We start from the raw sequence: 17,284 nt of genomic DNA on the forward strand, positions 1-17,284 counted from the left end.
CAGGACTGCAGCAAATGGCCAAGAAAAACGCGGGCGCAGGCGAAACCGTGATCGTCAAGAAATACGCCAACCGGCGGCTCTACAACACCAGCACCTCGAGCTATATCACGCTTGACGACTTGGCGGCGATGGTGCGCGACAATGTGGAGTTTCAGGTGCTCGACGCCAAGACCGGCGATGACATTACCCATTCCATTCTTACCCAGATCATCATGGACGAGGAATCGAACGGCGAGCAGATGCTGCCCGTCAGTTTCCTGCGCCAGTTGATCAGCATGTATGGCAATTCGATGCAGGCGATGATGCCGTCCTATCTCGAAGCGGCAATGGCCAATTTCCGCGAGAATCAGGGCAAGATCCGCGAAGCATTCGAAAAGGGCCTGGCGAACAATCCGCTGGCCAGGATCCATGAAACGAACATGGCAATGATGCGCGCCGCAACCGAGGCCTTTCTGCCCGGCTCCGGCAAGCGAAGCGACAAGAGTGATGGCGCATCGGTTGACGAGATTGCGGCACTCCGCAAGCAGATGGCCGACATGCAAAAGAAGCTCGACGAACTCAGCAAATAGCGCAATTTGCGCCGCCGCAAGGCAGGCGCCGCGTCCACCCAAAGCAGGAAATTCCCCTTGTCCCAGATCCGCCATGCCCTCGACGTCAAACGCGAGGACGACTTTTCCCAATGGTATCAGGAGGTCATCTCCGCCGCCGACATGGCCGAGGAATCGGGTGTGCGCGGTTGCATGGTCATCAAGCCCTGGGGCTATGGCATCTGGGAACGCATCCAGCGCCTGATGGATGACCGGATCAAGGCTGCAGGCGTCCAGAACTGCTATTTTCCAATCTTCATCCCCTTGAAGAATTTCGAACGCGAAGCCGAACATGTCGAAGGTTTCGCCAAGGAGATGGCGGTTGTCACCCATCATCGGCTGATCTCCGATGGCAAGGGCAGGTTGATCCCCGATCCTGAGGCGAAACTGGAAGAGCCGCTGGTGGTGCGGCCGACTTCTGAAACGATCATCGGCGATGCCATGGCGCGCTGGATCCAGAGCTGGCGCGACCTGCCGCTGCTGACCAACCAATGGGCCAATGTCGTCCGGTGGGAAATGCGCACCCGCATGTTCCTGCGCACCAGCGAATTCCTGTGGCAGGAAGGGCATACCGCGCATGAGAACCGCGAGCAGGCGCTGGAGGAAACCCACCGTGCGCTGGAAATGTATCGTGCCTGCGCTGAAGAGGATATGGCGCTGCCGGTGATCGCGGGAGAAAAACCGGAGAACGAGCGTTTTCCAGGCGCGGTCGAAACCTGGTCAATCGAGGCGATGATGCAGGACGGCAAGGCGCTGCAGGCCGGCACCAGTCATTATCTCGGCACCAATTTCGCCCATGCTGCGGGGATCAAGTTTCAGGACCGCGAAGGCCGCGAGCAATTCTGCCACACCACCAGCTGGGGCATGTCGACCCGCATGATCGGCGGCGTTATCATGACCCATGGCGATGATGACGGGCTGCGTGTGCCGCCCAGGATCGCGCCACAGCAAGTGGTGATCATTCCGATGCTGCGTGACAAGCCTGAGGATGCGGACGTGCTGGCATATTGCGAAGAGCTCCATCGTCAACTGGCCGTTCAACATTCGATGGGCGAACCGGTGCGCGTGCTGCTCGACAAGAAGCCCGGCCAGGCTGCGGCCAAGCGCTGGGGCTGGGTGCGCAAGGGCGCGCCCGTGATTATCGAAGTCGGCCCGCGCGACATGGCGGAAGGCAAGGTGGCGATGATCCGTCGTGACAGGCTGTGGAACACGGAAACTGGCAAGGCCGCGTTCCAGTTCATGGCGCGCGAAGAATGCGTCAGCGGGATCGATGCGCTGTTGGCCGATATCCAGCAGTCCCTGTTCGACGAGGCTGCCGCGCGCCGCGATGCCAATATCACCCGCGGGGTCACTTCACTTGATGAAGTCGCCGCCTTCTATGACGGTTCCAGGAAATTCCCCGGCTGGCTCGAGGTGCAATGGTCGAAACCGACTGGTGCCGTGCTGGAAAAGGTGGTCGAATCATTGAAGGCACACAAGCTGACTATCCGCAATGTGCCGCGCGATGCGGCGCCTGCCGACGATAAGTGTATCTTCACCGGCGAGGCTGCGGTTGAACGGATTTTGATCGGACGGGCTTACTGATTTGGCGAAAGCTCCAACCAAGCGCCCTCAAGGCATGCCAAGCAAGGAACAGATACTCGAATTCCTTCAATCGTCTGACATTCCGGCTGGCAAGCGCGAGATTGCCAAGGCGTTTGGCCTCAAGGGCCAGGAAAAGATCGCGCTCAAACGGCTGCTTAAGGACATGGCCGAAGAAGGCATGATCGACGGCAAGAAAGCCGCCTATCACCGCATGGGCGGTGTGCCCAAGGTAACCGTGCTGCGCGTGATCGAGATCGACGATGGCGAAGCGATCGCCATTCCTGACAATTGGTCGCCCGACGCGCCGGGTGAACCACCGCGCCTGACCATGCGCGAATTGAAGGGCAAAGGCGGAAAACGGATGCCGGCGCTCAAACGCGGGGACCGCGTGCTCTCGCGGACCGAGGAAACCGGGCGCGGCTGGATCGCGCATCCGATGAAAAAACTGCCGGCGCGCACCGAAGGGCTGATGGGCGTGGTGGAGATCGATGGCAGCGGCAAGGCCTGGCTTGCCCCGGTCGACAAGCGCGTCCGCAATTCGTCGCCAATCGCCGATCTGGGCGAGGCGGAGGAAGGCCAGCTGGTGATCGCCGAGCGGGTGGGGCGCTCTGATCGTTCGGGCGTCAAGGTCATCGAAGTGGTGGGCGATCCGCTGGCGCCGCGCAGTTTCAGCCTGATCGCCATCGCCAAGCACGGCATCCCGCATGTGTTCCCGGAAGAGGCGCTGCGCGAAGCGGAAGAGGCGGCCAAACTGGCGCTCAGCAGCGAACACCGCGAGGATTTGCGACACCTGCCGATCATTGCGATCGATCCGGCCGACGCGCGTGACCATGACGATGCGATCTGGGCAGAGCCTGACGGGCAGGGCGGTTTCAACGCGCTCGTCGCGATTGCCGATGTCAGCTACTACGTGCGACCCGGCGGCGCGCTCGACCGCGAAGCACGCAAGCGCGGCAATTCGGTCTATTTCCCCGACCGGGTGGTGCCGATGCTGCCCGAAGTGCTCAGCGCCGATGTATGCTCGCTGCGCGAAGGCGAGGACCGCGCGGCCATGGCCTGCCATCTGCGGGTCGACGGGCAGGGCAATGTTACGAAGTTCCATTTCACCCGCGCGCTGGTGCGGATCGCGCACAACATCGCCTATGAAGATGCGCAGGCGGCGATAGATGATGGCACCGCGCCAGAGCACCTGCAGCATTTATGGGCCTGCTGGCGGGCGCTGGAAAAGGCGCGCCATGCTCGCGACCCGCTCGAACTCGAATTGCCCGAACGCCGCGTGGTGCTCGACGAGCAAGGGCAGATCGCGGAAATCGCGGTTCGCGAACGGCTCGACGCGCACCGCGTGGTCGAGGATTTCATGATTGCCGCCAATGTTGCGGCAGCCAAGGCGCTCGAGGCCAAGACCGCGCCGGTGGTCTACCGGGTGCATGAACCGCCCGCGCGCGAGAAGCTGCTGGCGCTGCGTGACTATCTCGCCACCTTCGGGCGCAAGCTCGCGCTGGGCCAGGTCATCACCCCCTCGCTGTTCAATCGCATGCTCAAGGATGTGAGCGACGAGGGCGAAAAGGCGCAGGTGATGGAGGCGGTGCTGCGCAGCCAGATGCAGGCCTATTATGGGCCGAGCAATGCCGGGCATTTCGGGCTTGCGCTGGGCAGCTACGCCCATTTCACTTCGCCGATCCGGCGCTATGCCGATCTGCTGGTGCACCGCGCGCTGGTCGATGCCTACAAACTCGAGCAACCCAAGCCGGAGGGCCATCTCCCGGACAGCACCGGACTTTCTGACCGCGACCGTGCCAGCCTGCAGCAGGTTTCCGACGCGATCAGCCAGGCAGAGCGGCGCGCGATGGAGGCCGAACGCGATACGATCGATCGCTATGTCGCGGCCTGGCTTTCAAGCCGGGTGGGCGAAATCTTCGACACCCGCATTACCGGTGTGCAGGCCTTCGGCTTCTTCGCCACGATCACGGGGCTGGGCGGCGACGGGTTGGTGCCGGTCTCCACGCTGGGCCGCGAGCACTTTCGCTATGAGGAGGCGGCGCAGGTGCTGGTGGGCGAAAGCAGCGGCACCCGCTATGCCATGGGTGATAAACTCAGGCTCAAGCTGGCGGAAGCCAACCCGCTTACCGGCGCGCTCAAATTCGTGCCGGTTGATGGCGAGGGGCAGGAAATCGAACCGCGCGGCCACCGGCCGCCGCCGCGCCGCAGCGAAAAACCAGCAGGCAAGCGCATGGCCGGAAAACGCGGCAGGCCGGGCAACATTCGCCACCAGGGGCGCCGCAAGCGTTAACTGGCCAAAACGCTAGATTGCGCTTGCTTCCTCGTCATAGTCCGCTGGAATTATGTAGAGCGGGCAGGGCAGGGTGCCGACATTGGCAGAGAAATGCGTCACGAGCGGGCCGGGATTGCTTCCCGATGCAGCACCGAGCACCAGCGCAGCCACCTCTTTATGCTGATCAAGATATTCGCGAATCACGCGCTGCCCCCCGCCCAAGATCACCGAAATCGTGGGCATCACGCCCATTTCGGCCAGCAGGCTGCCGGCCGCACCATGCGCCAGCATTTCCGCGCGGTCGCGCGCTTCCTGCTCGATCGTCGCCTGCACCCCGCCAAAGGCGCTGATGTTCTGTTGCGGAACCAGCGCAAGGATGTGCACGCCGCCGTCCACAGCACCCGCGCGGCGCGCCGCAAACCGCAGGGCCGAACGGGCCTCATCGGTCTCGTCAATCACTACCAAAAAGACGCGCATGAACTGTGGCTCCCTTTGTCGCAGGGTATCTGCTGAAAACGTATTCTTCGCAAGAACCTTGCCCCAGCCTCGCGAATTCGGCACAGGCTTACGTCGCGTAAAGGAAAGGGAATCTCTCCAGCGATGCCGATTGAAATCAAGATGCCCGCTCTCTCGCCCACCATGGAAGAAGGCACGCTTGCAAAGTGGCTGGTGAAACCGGGTGACCAGATCAAGTCTGGCGATATCATGGCGGAAATCGAAACCGACAAGGCGACGATGGAATTCGAAGCCGTCGATGAAGGCACGCTGGTATCGATCGCGGTCGAAGAGGGTAGCGAAAACGTCAAGGTTGGCACGGTTATCGCCGTGCTTGCGGAGGAAGGCGAAGATGTGGACGCGGCGCCCTCGACGCCTGCACCTGCACCTGCACCTTCACCTGCGCCGTCACCTGCGACAGATGCCGCCCCGGCTTCGGCGGCGTCAGAACCAGGGCCGGCGGCGTCAGCTCCGGCACCGGCTTCAGCTGCACCCGCGCCCTCCGGTGATCGTATCGTTGCATCACCTTTGGCCAAGCGCATTGCTGAGCAAAAAGGGCTCGATCTTTCGGCCATCAAGGGCAGCGGCCCGAACGGGCGCATCGTCAAGGCCGATCTCGAGGGAGCATCTGCAGCCCCCTCCGCTCGTGCTGAGCCTGCCGAAGGACAGGCAGCCAAGGCCCAGCAACCAGCACCGCAGCTTGGCGGCGATCTTGACGCGCCTTACGAGGAACAGAAGCTCAACAATGTCCGCAAGGTCATCGCCCGCCGCCTGACCGAAGCCAAGCAGACCGTTCCACATATCTACCTTACCGTGGACGTGCGGCTTGATGCGCTCTTGAAGCTGCGTTCGCAGCTCAACGCCTCGCTCGAACCCGATGGGGTCAAGCTTTCGGTCAACGATCTGTTGATCAAGGCGCTCGCCCGCGCGCTGGCCCGCGTGCCCAAATGCAATGTCAGCTTCCAGGGCGATGTGCTGCACCAATATTCGCGGCAGGATATCTCGGTTGCGGTGGCGGCGCCTTCGGGCCTCATCACCCCGATCATCCGCGATGCGGGCCGTAAGGGGCTGGCGCAGATCAGCACCGAGATGAAGGAACTGGCTGAGAAGGCGCGCGACGGCAAGCTTCAGCCGCACGAATACCAGGGCGGCACCGCCAGTCTCTCCAACCTCGGCATGTTCGGCACCAAGCAGTTCGACGCGGTGATCAACCCGCCGCAGGGCATGATCCTGGCGGTGGGCGCGGGTGAGCAGCGGCCCTGGGTGGTCGATGGCGCGCTTTCCGTGGCGACGGTTATGAGCGCCACTGGCAGCTTCGACCACCGTGCGATCGACGGCGCCGAGGGCGCGGCGCTGATGCAGGCGTTCCAGCAGCTCTGCGAAAACCCGATGGGGCTGGTGGTGTGATCAGCTGGCTGTCCTACAAAACGCAATTCATGCGATGAGTTCGGGATGTCCGCTCACCACTCTAGCCGCCGCTTTGCGATAGTAATTGGCCGCTCTGTCCGGAGCGAATTCATCTTCAGGACCGTGTTCCATGTGTTCCATCCTGTAGGACTCTGAAAGAGGTAATGCAGTAATGTCAGCTAGTTACGACGTCATCGTTCTCGGCTCCGGACCCGGCGGCTATGTCGCCGCCATTCGCTGTGCGCAGCTGGGCCTGAAAACCGCCATCGTCGAGCGCGAGAATCTGGGCGGCATCTGCCTCAACTGGGGCTGCATCCCGACCAAGGCGCTGCTGCGTTCGGCCGAGATCTTCCATTACATGCAGCACGCCAAGGATTATGGCCTTGTTGCCAAAGGGATAGAGGCCGATCTTGAGGCGGTGGTGAAGCGCAGCCGCGGGGTGGCCAAACAACTCAATCAGGGCGTCACGCACCTGATGAAGAAGAACAAGATCACCGTCCACATGGGCGAGGGCGCGCTGACCGGCGCGACCTCGCTGACGGTGAAATCAGACAAGGGTGAGGAAAAGCTCACCGCCAAGCACGTGATCGTCGCCACCGGAGCCCGTGCGCGCGACCTGCCCTTTGCGCCCGCAGACGGCCATAAGGCGGGGGGGCGCATCTGGACCTATCGCACCGCCATGACGCCGCCCGAAATGCCGAAGAAGCTGCTGGTGATCGGCTCTGGCGCGATCGGGATCGAATTCGCCAGCTTCTACAACGACATGGGCGCGGAAGTGACTGTGGTCGAAATGCTCGACCGGGTAGTGCCGGTGGAAGATGCGGATGTCTCCGCCTTCCTCGAGAAATCGCTCACCAAGCAGGGCATGACGATCATGACCGGGGCCGGGGTGGAAGACTTGAAGGCAAGCGCCACCGGAGTGAAGGCGAAAATCAAGGACAAGGACGGCAAGGTCGCTGAGCACGAGTTCAGCCACGCCATCGTCGCCATCGGCATCGTGCCGAACACCGAGAATATCGGGCTCGACAAGCTAGTGGAGATGGACCGCGGTTTCATCCAGATCGATCCCTATGGCCGCACCAAAGCCAAGGGGCTGTGGGCGATCGGCGACTGCACCCCCGGCCCATGGCTGGCGCACAAGGCAAGCCATGAGGGCGTGACCGCAGCCGAAGCGATCGCGCAGGAGCTGGGCAACAAGGACACGCACCCGCACCCGCTCGACCGCAATAACATCCCCGGCTGCACCTATTGCCGCCCGCAGATCGCCAGCGTCGGCATGACCGAAGCCAAGGCCAAGGAAGCCGGATACGAGGTTAAGGTCGGCAATTTCCCCTTCATCGGCAATGGCAAGGCGATTGCGCTGGGCGAGGCGGAGGGCTTCATCAAGACCGTGTTCGATGCGAAGACCGGCGAACTGCTGGGCGCGCACATGATCGGCGCCGAAGTAACCGAACTGATCCAGGGCTATACCGTGGGCAAACAACTCGAGACGACCGAGGCGGAGCTGATGCAGGCCGTGTTCCCGCACCCCACGCTGTCCGAAATGATGCACGAAAGCGTGCTAAGCGCTTACGGGCGGGCGTTGCACATCTGAGTGGAGGCTGACAGGAAGGCGCAATGACCGGCTTCCTGATCCTCGCCTTCCTGATCCTGGCCGCCGGGCTGGTCGCCGTACCGCTGGCGGCACGCTTTGGCCTTGGTTCGGTGCTTGGCTACCTGCTTGCGGGCATGGCTATCGCGCCTGTGCTGGGCGCGTTGAAGGTCGATGTCGAGGCGCTCCAGGTTTTTGCCGAATTCGGCGTGGTGATGATGCTGTTCATCATTGGGCTGGAGATGGAACCCCGCAAATTGTGGGAGATGCGGCGGCGGCTGGTCGGCCTTGGCGGCGGGCAGGTGCTGCTTTCGGCACTGGCCATTGCCGGGACCGCCTTGCTGGCAGGCGAGCAATGGCAGACCGCGTTGGCGATCGGCATGATCCTGGCGCTCTCATCCACGGCCATTGTGGTGCAGTCGCTGACCGAAAAGGGCCTGCTGCGAAGCGAGGGCGGGCAGGCGAGCTTCGCAGTGCTGCTGTTTCAGGACGTCGCGGTGATCCCGATCCTTGCCATTTTGCCTCTGCTGGCCCTGCCCGATATTGCCGCGATGGCAGGGGCCGCCGCACAGGAGGCGGGGCAGGCGCATGGCCCGGCGCTGGACATCACTGGGGGGATGCCCGCGTGGTTGGGAGGGCTGGTCACACTGGGTGCCATCGGTGCAGTAGTCTTCATCGGGGCTTATCTCACCCGCCCGGTGTTTCGCTATATTGCCAGGGCCAACCTGCGCGAACTCTTCACGGCAACCGCGCTTGTCTTTGTCATCGGGATCGCGCTGCTGATGAGCTTGGTCGGCCTCTCGCCCGCGCTGGGCACGTTCCTTGCCGGCGTGGTGCTGGCGAATAGCGAATACCGGCACGAGCTTGAGAGCGATATTGACCCGTTCAAGGGCCTGCTGCTGGGCCTGTTCTTCATCACCGTAGGTGCCGGAATCGATTTCGAACTGGCTGCGCAGGAGTGGCGCACGGTCGTGTTCTGGGCGGCTGTGGTGATCGCGGTGAAGCTGCTGGTGCTGGCGGCAGTGGCCCGCGTCGCCGGCATCCGCGGGCAAGCTGGCTGGCTATTCTCTTTCAGCCTCCCGCAAGCGGGCGAGTTTGCCTTTGTCCTTATTGCATTCGCCGCCGCCAACTTCGTTCTCACCCGTGAACTGGCCGACATGCTGCTGCTGGTTGTCGCTCTGACGATGTTGTTCACGCCGCTGCTGTTCATCATCTACGACAGATTCGTGGCCCGTGCCTATTGCACGGCACAGGCCGAGCGTGTGGCGGACACGATCGACGAGGAGCATCCGATCATCATTGCCGGGCGCGGGCGCATGGGCGGGATTGTTGACCGGATGCTCGATGCTGCGGGGCACCGCGCGACCGTGATCGACTATGACAGCGAGCATATCGAGCAGCTCAAGAAATTCGGAGTCAGGAGCTTCTACGGCGATGCAACCCGGCCTGACCTGCTCGCCAGTGCCGGGATCGAGCGGGCGAAGCTGCTGATCGTGGCACTGGATGAGCGCGAACAGATCGACAAGCTCGTGCGCTATGCCACCAGCAATTTTCCCAGGCTGCACGTGATCGCCCGGGCCAAGGATCGCGATCATGTCTATCACCTGTGGGCGATGGGCTGTCGCGACATAATCCGGGAAACCTATGACGGTGCGCTGCGAATGGGGCGCTCCGCTTTCGAAGCGCTGGGGGCCGATCAGCAAGCGGCGCGGGCCATGGCCGATGCCTTCCAGGAAATGGACCGCCGCTCAATGGTCGAGGTGGCCGATCTTTACCGGCTCGACATTCCCTCGTGGGAAAACGAGCCGCTGCTGGCCAGGATACGGGAATTACGGTCGGAATGGGATCCGAAGCTGCGCGATCAGATCGACGCAATCATCAAGCGCGGGCGCGAGTAGGGCGGAGCTTTGGAGGGTCTTCCGGGCCAGAGAAGCGATGGCGGACAGGGTGGGATTCGAACCCACGGTGGGCTTTCACCCACGGCGGTTTTCAAGACCGCTGCATTCAACCGCTCTGCCACCTGTCCGCTGGCGACGCTCGCTAGCGTGCGAATCGGTTATTGTCACCACTGATCGTGCGCCGTTCGCAGCGCGATGAAGAATGGGTATGCGAATTAAGGATAAGCGATCCGAGATCATGGACCGTTCATCGCCGCCATGGCAGAACGCAGTCATGGCCCTGAAACCCTTCCTCTGCGCAATTGCGCTGTCCAGCCTCGCTGTGAATCCGGTGCCGGCGCAAGCGCAAGTTGCAAGTCCTGATCAGCCAGAAAATTTGGGAGAACTGTCGTTTGACGCCTATCTCCAGCTCCTGATCGCCCGCGCGCGCGCCGAAGGGGTCAGCGAAGCCACCCTCCAGCGCATGACCTCGGACCTCACGCCCAATGACCGGGTAATCCGGCTCGACCGGGCGCAGCCGGGGACGCCCACGCGCAGCGGATATCCGGCGCTGGCGCCCTATATTGTGACCCATGTCAATTCGGTGCGAATCGCGGGCGGGCGCGAGGTTTTCGCCGCCAACCGCGCCGCCCTGCTCGCAGTCGAGGCCGAATATGGCGTGCCTGCCGAAGTGATCATCGCGATTTTCGGGCACGAAACCAGCTACGGCCGCATCCGGGGCAATTTCGATCTCGCCCGCTCGCTCGCAACACTAGCCTGGGAAGGGCGCCGGAGGGAGCTTTTTGCCAATGAATTTATTGCCTTGATGAAGGTAGCTGACAAGGGTTACGGCCGCGAAGAGCTGGTCGGTAGCTGGGCAGGCGCTATGGGAAACCCGCAATTCCTCCCGAGCATCTATCTCAAGCTGGCCAGGGATGGCGACGGGGATGGGCGCGCGAACATCTTCACCAACCGCGCCGACACTTTCGCTTCGATCGCCAACTACCTGCGCTATGCTGGTTGGCGGGCAGGCCAGCCATGGGGGGTGCCGGCGACCGTCCCCGAAGATCTCGATATAGACGCGCTCAAGACCAGGCTGGTCGCCCAGGTCTGCCCCCGTGTCCATGAACGGCACAGTCAATGGAAGACGGTGGCCGAATGGCGCGCATTGGGCGTTAAGGCCCAGCGCACGATCGGCGATGATGTGCTGGCAACCCTGTTCCAGCCTGACGGGCCAGGCACGCCTGCATGGCTGCTCACCTCGAACTATCGCGCGATCCTCGAATATAATTGCTCCAATTACTATGCCATTAGCGTGGGGTTGCTCGGCGACGAGATTGCCCGCTGAAACCCGGCAAGAGCAAAGGGGATAGCCCAGGGTAAAAGCTCGCATTGACGCAGTCGAGTGGTTATAGCCACTGGCATGCTTAAGGAGCGCGGATTGCGGCACATTTCCTACATGATTGCGATGCTGTGCAGTGTCGTTTTGGCAGCTGCGCAGCCAGCGAATGCGCGTGATCTCGTTCGTGCGCCACCGGCGCATGATGAAGCCGCCATCGCTATCCTGGTCGACCTCTCAAGCGGGCAGGTGCTGCACCAGCGCAATGCCGATCGCCGCTTCATGCCTGCCTCGATCACCAAGACCATGACCGCTTTCCTCGCCTTCGAAATGATCGAGGAAGGTCGCCTGAAGCTTGACCGGCGAATGCGCTTTGATCCTGCCGCGTTTCGCAAATGGGGCGGGGTCGGTTCGACCATGTTCCTGAGCGCGGGCGATGAACTTCCGGTATCAGCTCTCTTGTTCGGCATCACCACGGTTTCGGCCAATGATGCTTCGGTCGTGCTGGCAGAAGGTACCGCGGGTTCCCTGGCGGAATGGACGCGATTGATGAATGCCAAGGCGCGCGAAATCGGGATGGCGAACAGTCATTTCGGCACCCCTAATGGTTGGCCGGACGAGGGGCGGACCTTCGTGACGGGGCGCGATCTGGCAAAATTGGGTGCCGCGCTGGTCCAGCGCCATCCGCAGCGATACAAGCGCTTTTTCGGTCACCGCCAACTCACTTATCGCGGCATCACCCAGCCCAACCATGATCCGTTTACCGGCCAGGTGCCAGGGGGTGACGGTATCAAGACGGGTTTTACCAACGAGGCGGGCTTTGGTTTCCTTGGTTCTGCCCAGCGCGATGGCCGCCGTTTGATCTTGGTGGTCGCGGGCGCTGATCGTCCGAGAGTGCGCGACAGGGCAGCTCGTGCCTATCTCGAATGGGGCTTTAAAGCGTTCGAGAGCCGCCCTCTGTTCAGGGCGGGTGAGGTGATTGAGCAAGCCCGGGTTCAAGGTGGCCAGAGCCGCAAGGTTCCTTTGCTTGCTCCGCAGGCCATCGCGGCCACGCTTCCTCTAGGGGAAAACCCCGAAATTCGGTTGGCCGTGAGGTATAACGGGCCATTGCGCGCGCCGATCAGAAAGGGGCAACATGTGGCTGACCTCGAAATATCGGTTGAGGGGATGGAGCCCTCGCGCCTTCCGCTAGCAGCTGGTGAAGATGTTGCCGAAGCCGGTGTTTTCGCGCGCGTAGTTAATGGCGTTCTGGGGTGGTTCGGATAATGCGCGGCCGATTCATTGCTCTTGAAGGAGGGGAGGGGGCAGGCAAATCCACCCAGGCAAAACTGCTGGTTGATGCGCTTGAGGCCCATGGGCTGAAAGTTCAACTTACGCGCGAACCGGGGGGGACTCCCGGCGCTGAAGCGATCCGCAAGTTGCTGCTCGATCCACCCGGAGAGGGTTGGGGGCCGCAGGCAGAGGCGCTGTTATTTGCCGCTGCCCGCGCAGACCATGTTGCGCGCCGGATCCGGCCAGCACTGGAGCGCGGCGAATGGGTGATTTCGGACCGCTTTGTCGATTCAAGCCGGGCCTATCAGGGTAGCGCCGGCGCATTGGGCGATACGGCAATCACCACGCTACATGAGATCGGCAGCGGCGGATTGCGGCCCGATCTTGCCATCCTGCTCCAGGCTGATGACGAGCAGGTTGCCGCCCGGCTCGCGGCCCGGGACGGGGACAGCAGCGACGCCATCGGCGGACGCAATTCTGCCTATCACCGGGCAGTTGCGGATGCCTTCCGGCGCTATGCCGAGGAAGACCCAAAGGGTTTTGCAGTGATCGACGCCGGAGGCGATCCCGAGACTGTCCATGCGCGCATCATGGATACGCTAGCCCCGATTCTGGAGGGTTGAGGCGGATGGAATGGCCCAATCACGCTACAGCCTGGGCGCAATGGCGCAATGCCATGGACGGCGCGCGGATGCACCATGCGTGGATATTGGCAGGTAAGGCGGGCATCGGCAAACACGACTTTGCGTTGGCTGCTGCGAGGGCGCTGGTGGCGGAGGAGGGTATTCCGCAGCCCGCCGGTCAACACCCCGATATCTTGATTCTGACGCACCTGCCCAAAGACGACCAGGAAGAGCGCAAGCGTGACGAAGGCAAGCCCTTCGAGGTGAAGCGCAACATTGCCGTATCCCAGATCCGTGCGATGCAGCAGCGGCTGACGACCCGCTCAACACTTGGCGCGCGGCGGGTGATCATTATCAACCCGGCAGACGACATGGAACGCAGTGCCTCGAACGCATTGTTGAAGAGCCTCGAGGAACCGCCCGTGGGCACGTTTTTTCTACTCGTCACACACCGCCCGGCAGGTCTTCTGCCGACGATCCGATCGCGCTGCCGCATGCTGCACTTCGCAGCGCTAGGCGATGCTGAAATTGCGCAGCAGCTGGCACGGGAATTCCCGGGCATTAAAGCCGAACAGTGTGAATTGGCCGTCAAGATGTCCGGCGGATCGCTTGTCTCCGCGCGCAATTTCCTTGAACAGGAACTTGGTGCCGTAGCGAACGCGATGCGCCGCCTGGCCTCCCAGGGCGACCCCGGCTTTGAACTGCGAGGTCAGCTGGCTGCAGCAATCGGGCAGCGGCCTGATCGTGACCGAATGCGTGCCGTGCTCGAGCTTGCGCGGACCACGCTGGCACAGGCATTGCCGGATGCCGATCCACAATGCCAGACCGCGCTGATTGAAGCACATCAGGAACTGGTAGTGTTGGCAGGGCAAGCGCCGACCTATAATTTCGATCCCGGCCTGCTGGCGGGTGAAATCGCCAGCTTGCTTGCGCGCGCTGCTGGCGCTAGCGAACCGGCCCATGGCTGAACCATTCTACATCACCACCGCGATCAACTATCCCAACGGTCGGCCGCACATCGGCCATGCCTATGAAGGGATTGCGACCGATGTGATGGCACGGTTCCAGCGTGCGCGGGGGCGCGATGTGCGCTTCGTCACCGGCACGGACGAACACGGGCTCAAGATGGACCAGACCGCCCGCAAACTGGACCGGGCGACGATAGCCCTGGCTGATGAAATGTCAGGCTATTTCCGCGAAATGGCTGACAGGCTCAACCTGTCATACGATGATTTCGTGCGCACTACCGAACCGCGCCACCATGCCGCCAGCGTCGAACTCTGGCGCCGAATGGAAGCGGCAGGCGATCTCTACCTGGACCGCTATGAAGGCTGGTATTCAGTCCGTGACGAAGCCTTTTATGACGAAAGCGAGCTGATCGAGGGGGAAGGGGGCGACATGCTCTCGCCCCAGGGTACGCCGGTGGATTGGACGGCGGAGGAGACATGGTTCTTCCGCCTGTCGAATTATCAGGACAAATTGCTCGCATATTATCGCGACAACCCCGATTTCATCCGTCCGGAAAGCCGCCGCAACGAAGTGATGCGCTTCGTCGAGGGCGGGCTGAAGGACCTGAGCGTTTCGCGCACCAGCTTCGACTGGGGTGTGCCCGTGCCGAATTCCGAAGGCCATGTCATGTATGTGTGGGTCGATGCGCTCACGACCTACATGACTGGCGTCGGCTTCCCCGACGCCGATGGCGAGATGTTCCGCAAATACTGGCCCGCTAACATCCACATGATCGGTAAGGATATCGTGCGTTTCCACGCGGTTTACTGGCCGGCCTTCCTGATGAGCGCGGGCCTGCCCGTGCCCCGGCAGGTGTTCGCGCACGGTTTCCTGCTCGCCCGCGGCGGCGAGAAGATGAGCAAGAGCGCCGGCAATGTGGTCGACCCGATGCAACTTGCCGAACGCTTCGGGGTCGACAATCTGCGCTATTTCTTCATGCGCGAAATCGCTTTCGGCCAGGATGGCAGCTATTCGCCAGAAGCGATCGTCAACCGCGCCAATGCTGAACTGGCCAACAGCTTCGGCAATCTGGCGCAGCGAACGCTGTCGATGATCTTCAAGAACTGCGATGGCACCTTGAGTGATGCCTATACACCGGCCGATGCCGATCTTGCGCTCGCGAGTGCCGTTCGCGATGCCTGCCGCACCGAACTGCCGCGCGAATTCGAGGCGTTGAACTTCAGCGCAGGGCTTGAGGCATGGATGCGCGCGGTGTTCGCCTGCAACCAGTATGTGGACGAACAGGCCCCCTGGGCGCTGCGCAAGACCGATCCTGAGCGGATGAAAGCGGTGCTGATGACGCTGTTCCGCTGCGTCCGCCACCTCGCCATTGCTGTTCGGCCGGTGGTGCCGCAATCTGCCGACCTTTTGCTCGACCAGTTGGGAATTTCGGCCGGAGAGCGTGATTTTGCCGCGCTGGATGACAATGAATGGTTCGCGCGTCTTGTCGCCAGTGGTTTCCGGCTCGAACAGCCACAGGGCGTATTCCCGCGCTTAGAATTGCCTGAAGGCGAGCCCGCCTGATGCTGGTCGATAGCCACTGTCACCTTGAGTACAAAGGCCTGGTCGAGGATCAGGCCGAAGTGCTGGCGCGGGCGCGCAATGCCGGGGTTGGCCAGTTCCTCAATATCTCGACCCGCCAGAGCGAATGGGCACAGATCGTTGCCACAGCCGAGCGCGAAAGTGATGTCTGGGCCAGCGTCGGGATCCATCCGCACGAGGCAGACCAGCACGCCGATCTGGGGCGTGACGCGTTGCTTGCCGCGAGCGAGAACCGGCGGGTGATCGGCATCGGCGAAACCGGGCTCGACTATTATTACGACCATTCGGACCGCGCGACGCAGCGCGAATTATTCCGCATGCATATCACGGTCTCACGCGAAACCGGACTGCCGTTGATCATCCACACTCGCGATGCAGAAGCGGATACTCTAGAAATTCTCGAAGACGAGCTGGGGAAGGGTGCCTTCCCCGCGCTGATCCATTGTTTCACTGCGTCCGCCGCATTCGGCAAACGCGTGCTCGAAATGGGGCTCACCATCTCTCTTTCGGGCATTGTCACCTTCAAGAACGCCCGCGAGCTACATGAAATAGCGCGTGAAATTCCGCAAAACAGGCTTCTTGTGGAAACTGACAGCCCATTCCTGGCGCCTGTGCCGCATCGCGGCAAGCCGTGTGAACCGGCCTTCGTTGCCAATACAGCTCAATTTTTGGCTGATTTGCGCGGCGAGGAATTCGAAGCTCTGGCCGACTATACGACCGCTAATTTCCGCAAGTTATTCAGCAAGGCGGCGTTTTGAAGCTGATTGTCCTCGGTTGTGGCACTTCTATGGGCGTACCACGGGTCGGCAATGACTGGGGCGATTGCGATCCCGATGAACCGCGTAACCGACGCAGCCGGGTGTCCATCGTGATCGAAAGCGCGGCAGGCAACCGCCTTCTGGTGGATACCTCTACCGACCTGCGCCAGCAATTGCTCGATAACAATATCAACCGGCTCGACGGTGTATTCTGGACGCATGACCATGCTGATCACTGCCACGGGATCGATGATCTGCGCGCGTTACGGTACGACCGGAGCGGACCGATTTCGGGGTTTGCTGGTCAGGACACAGCATATCGGTTGAGGCAGCGTTTCGGCTATATATTCTCTGGGCAGCACGGTTATCCCACAATTGCTACGCTTGAAGTACTCGACCGGCTTCGCATGCATGCTGGTTTTGGGGTAAAGTGGTGTCAGATGCCGCATGGCCCAAGCGAGACGACCGGCTACCGCTTCGAAGCAGATGGAAAGAGCATCGCTTATGCCACTGATTACAGCGAAGTAACTGACGAGATGGTCAAATTATTTAGCGATGTGGATATTCTTGTGAGTGACTGTTTGAGGCGAGAGCCGCATCCAACTCATGCAAATTTGGCGATGGCTTTGGAAATGTTCAAACTTTGCGGTGCACGGCGCCTGGTCTTGAGCCATTTGGATAAAACCATGGATTATGCGTCGCTTGAGGCTGAAACACCGGAAAATGTAATTGTGGGTTATGACGGTATGGAGTTGGACGCGTGAGTGAAAATACGGTCCAGGTTGTAGCCTTGCTTGGTTGGCTGATCCTGGCTGGCAGTGCCTTGGCTTCATATCGTCTCAGTTGGAGCAAAGCCTTGCGTATGGGGTTGATATGGGCTGCGATCTTTACCGCTGTAGCCCTGCTTTTCAGTATCGTAGGCCCCGGGG

General features: G+C 61.6%; 14 protein-coding genes and 1 tRNA gene. 13 read left to right on the forward strand and 2 right to left on the reverse strand.

The window, feature by feature from the left end; genetic code table 11:
• Positions 1-14: 14 nt before the first annotated feature.
• The 3 genes from phaR to rnr are packed head-to-tail and all read left to right on the forward strand — an operon-like array spanning position 15 to position 4,461.
• Positions 15-569 (forward strand): polyhydroxyalkanoate synthesis repressor PhaR, encoded by a 555-nt coding sequence (gene phaR, locus ACX3VQ_RS00330; RefSeq protein ID WP_462572170.1) that lies wholly within the window; start codon positions 15-17, stop codon positions 567-569.
• A gap of 57 nt (positions 570-626) precedes the next feature.
• Entirely contained in the window at positions 627-2,171 is a 1,545-nt protein-coding gene (proS, locus tag ACX3VQ_RS00335; RefSeq protein WP_462578979.1) for a proline--tRNA ligase, read from the forward strand.
• A gap of 34 nt (positions 2,172-2,205) precedes the next feature.
• The gene (gene rnr / locus ACX3VQ_RS00340; RefSeq protein ID WP_462578980.1) at positions 2,206-4,461 is read left to right on the forward strand and encodes a ribonuclease R; all 2,256 of its coding nucleotides are present in this window, start codon (positions 2,206-2,208) and stop codon (positions 4,459-4,461) included.
• Positions 4,462-4,473: 12 nt separating this feature from the next.
• Here rnr and ACX3VQ_RS00345 read toward each other — a convergent pair whose 3' ends face one another.
• Entirely contained in the window at positions 4,474-4,920 is a 447-nt protein-coding gene (locus tag ACX3VQ_RS00345; protein WP_462578981.1) for a universal stress protein, read from the reverse strand.
• Positions 4,921-5,043: 123 nt separating this feature from the next.
• Here ACX3VQ_RS00345 and ACX3VQ_RS00350 point away from each other — a divergent pair, with 123 nt between their 5' ends.
• From ACX3VQ_RS00350 to ACX3VQ_RS00360, 3 genes are all read left to right on the forward strand, one after another.
• A complete protein-coding gene (locus tag ACX3VQ_RS00350; RefSeq protein WP_462578982.1) occupies positions 5,044-6,345 on the forward strand; it encodes a pyruvate dehydrogenase complex dihydrolipoamide acetyltransferase in 1,302 nt (433 codons plus the stop codon).
• A 172-nt stretch (positions 6,346-6,517) separates the two neighbouring features.
• Complete coding sequence (gene lpdA / locus ACX3VQ_RS00355) at positions 6,518-7,939, forward strand: dihydrolipoyl dehydrogenase (RefSeq protein WP_462578983.1); 1,422 nt, start codon at positions 6,518-6,520, stop codon at positions 7,937-7,939.
• Positions 7,940-7,962: 23 nt separating this feature from the next.
• Entirely contained in the window at positions 7,963-9,834 is a 1,872-nt protein-coding gene (locus ACX3VQ_RS00360) for a cation:proton antiporter domain-containing protein (RefSeq protein ID WP_462578984.1), read from the forward strand.
• Between the two features lie 38 nt (positions 9,835-9,872).
• On the opposite strand, the gene ACX3VQ_RS00365 is transcribed toward ACX3VQ_RS00360, so the two are convergent.
• A tRNA-Ser gene (locus ACX3VQ_RS00365) sits at positions 9,873-9,962 on the reverse strand.
• A gap of 146 nt (positions 9,963-10,108) precedes the next feature.
• Here ACX3VQ_RS00365 and ACX3VQ_RS00370 point away from each other — a divergent pair.
• The 7 genes from ACX3VQ_RS00370 to ACX3VQ_RS00400 all read left to right on the forward strand — a co-directional run bounded on the left by ACX3VQ_RS00370 (position 10,109) and on the right by ACX3VQ_RS00400 (position 17,119).
• Complete coding sequence (locus tag ACX3VQ_RS00370; protein WP_462578985.1) at positions 10,109-11,161, forward strand: lytic murein transglycosylase; 1,053 nt, start codon at positions 10,109-10,111, stop codon at positions 11,159-11,161.
• 75 nt (positions 11,162-11,236) lie between these two features.
• Positions 11,237-12,418 (forward strand): D-alanyl-D-alanine carboxypeptidase family protein, encoded by a 1,182-nt coding sequence (locus ACX3VQ_RS00375; protein WP_462578986.1) that lies wholly within the window; start codon positions 11,237-11,239, stop codon positions 12,416-12,418.
• Positions 12,415-13,047 (forward strand): dTMP kinase, encoded by a 633-nt coding sequence (gene tmk / locus ACX3VQ_RS00380; protein WP_462580648.1) that lies wholly within the window; start codon positions 12,415-12,417, stop codon positions 13,045-13,047. The genes ACX3VQ_RS00375 and tmk overlap by 4 nt, the downstream gene beginning before the upstream one ends.
• A gap of 5 nt (positions 13,048-13,052) precedes the next feature.
• Positions 13,053-14,015, forward strand: coding sequence for a DNA polymerase III subunit delta' (locus ACX3VQ_RS00385; protein WP_462578987.1), 963 nt, complete (start codon positions 13,053-13,055; stop codon positions 14,013-14,015).
• Positions 14,008-15,579 (forward strand): methionine--tRNA ligase, encoded by a 1,572-nt coding sequence (metG, locus tag ACX3VQ_RS00390; RefSeq protein ID WP_462578988.1) that lies wholly within the window; start codon positions 14,008-14,010, stop codon positions 15,577-15,579. The genes ACX3VQ_RS00385 and metG overlap by 8 nt, the downstream gene beginning before the upstream one ends.
• Positions 15,579-16,355 carry a TatD family hydrolase gene (locus ACX3VQ_RS00395; protein WP_462578989.1) on the forward strand — a complete coding sequence of 259 codons (777 nt, stop codon included), beginning with the start codon at positions 15,579-15,581 and terminating at the stop codon, positions 16,353-16,355. Before metG ends, ACX3VQ_RS00395 begins: the two co-directional genes overlap by 1 nt.
• Positions 16,352-17,119, forward strand: a complete 768-nt coding sequence (locus ACX3VQ_RS00400) for an MBL fold metallo-hydrolase (RefSeq protein ID WP_462578990.1) — start codon at positions 16,352-16,354, stop codon at positions 17,117-17,119. Before ACX3VQ_RS00395 ends, ACX3VQ_RS00400 begins: the two co-directional genes overlap by 4 nt.
• Positions 17,120-17,284: the final 165 nt, after the last annotated feature.

The sequence above is a fragment of the Altererythrobacter chaiwopuensis genome, assembly GCF_054957735.1.

What these genes read in the sequence shown, in the direction of transcription:
- phaR (WP_462572170.1), top strand. Translation starts at nt 15, where the DNA reads ATGGCCAAGAAAAACGCGGGCGCAGGCGAAACCGTGATCGTCAAGAAA.
- rnr (WP_462578980.1), top strand. Translation starts at nt 2,206, where the DNA reads ATGCCAAGCAAGGAACAGATACTCGAATTCCTTCAATCGTCTGACATT.
- ACX3VQ_RS00345 (WP_462578981.1), bottom strand. Translation starts at nt 4,920, where the DNA reads ATGCGCGTCTTTTTGGTAGTGATTGACGAGACCGATGAGGCCCGTTCG.
- ACX3VQ_RS00350 (WP_462578982.1), top strand. Translation starts at nt 5,044, where the DNA reads ATGCCGATTGAAATCAAGATGCCCGCTCTCTCGCCCACCATGGAAGAA.
- lpdA (WP_462578983.1), top strand. Translation starts at nt 6,518, where the DNA reads ATGTCAGCTAGTTACGACGTCATCGTTCTCGGCTCCGGACCCGGCGGC.
- ACX3VQ_RS00360 (WP_462578984.1), top strand. Translation starts at nt 7,963, where the DNA reads ATGACCGGCTTCCTGATCCTCGCCTTCCTGATCCTGGCCGCCGGGCTG.
- ACX3VQ_RS00370 (WP_462578985.1), top strand. Translation starts at nt 10,109, where the DNA reads ATGGCCCTGAAACCCTTCCTCTGCGCAATTGCGCTGTCCAGCCTCGCT.
- ACX3VQ_RS00375 (WP_462578986.1), top strand. Translation starts at nt 11,237, where the DNA reads ATGCTTAAGGAGCGCGGATTGCGGCACATTTCCTACATGATTGCGATG.
- ACX3VQ_RS00385 (WP_462578987.1), top strand. Translation starts at nt 13,053, where the DNA reads ATGGAATGGCCCAATCACGCTACAGCCTGGGCGCAATGGCGCAATGCC.
- metG (WP_462578988.1), top strand. Translation starts at nt 14,008, where the DNA reads ATGGCTGAACCATTCTACATCACCACCGCGATCAACTATCCCAACGGT.
- ACX3VQ_RS00395 (WP_462578989.1), top strand. Translation starts at nt 15,579, where the DNA reads ATGCTGGTCGATAGCCACTGTCACCTTGAGTACAAAGGCCTGGTCGAG.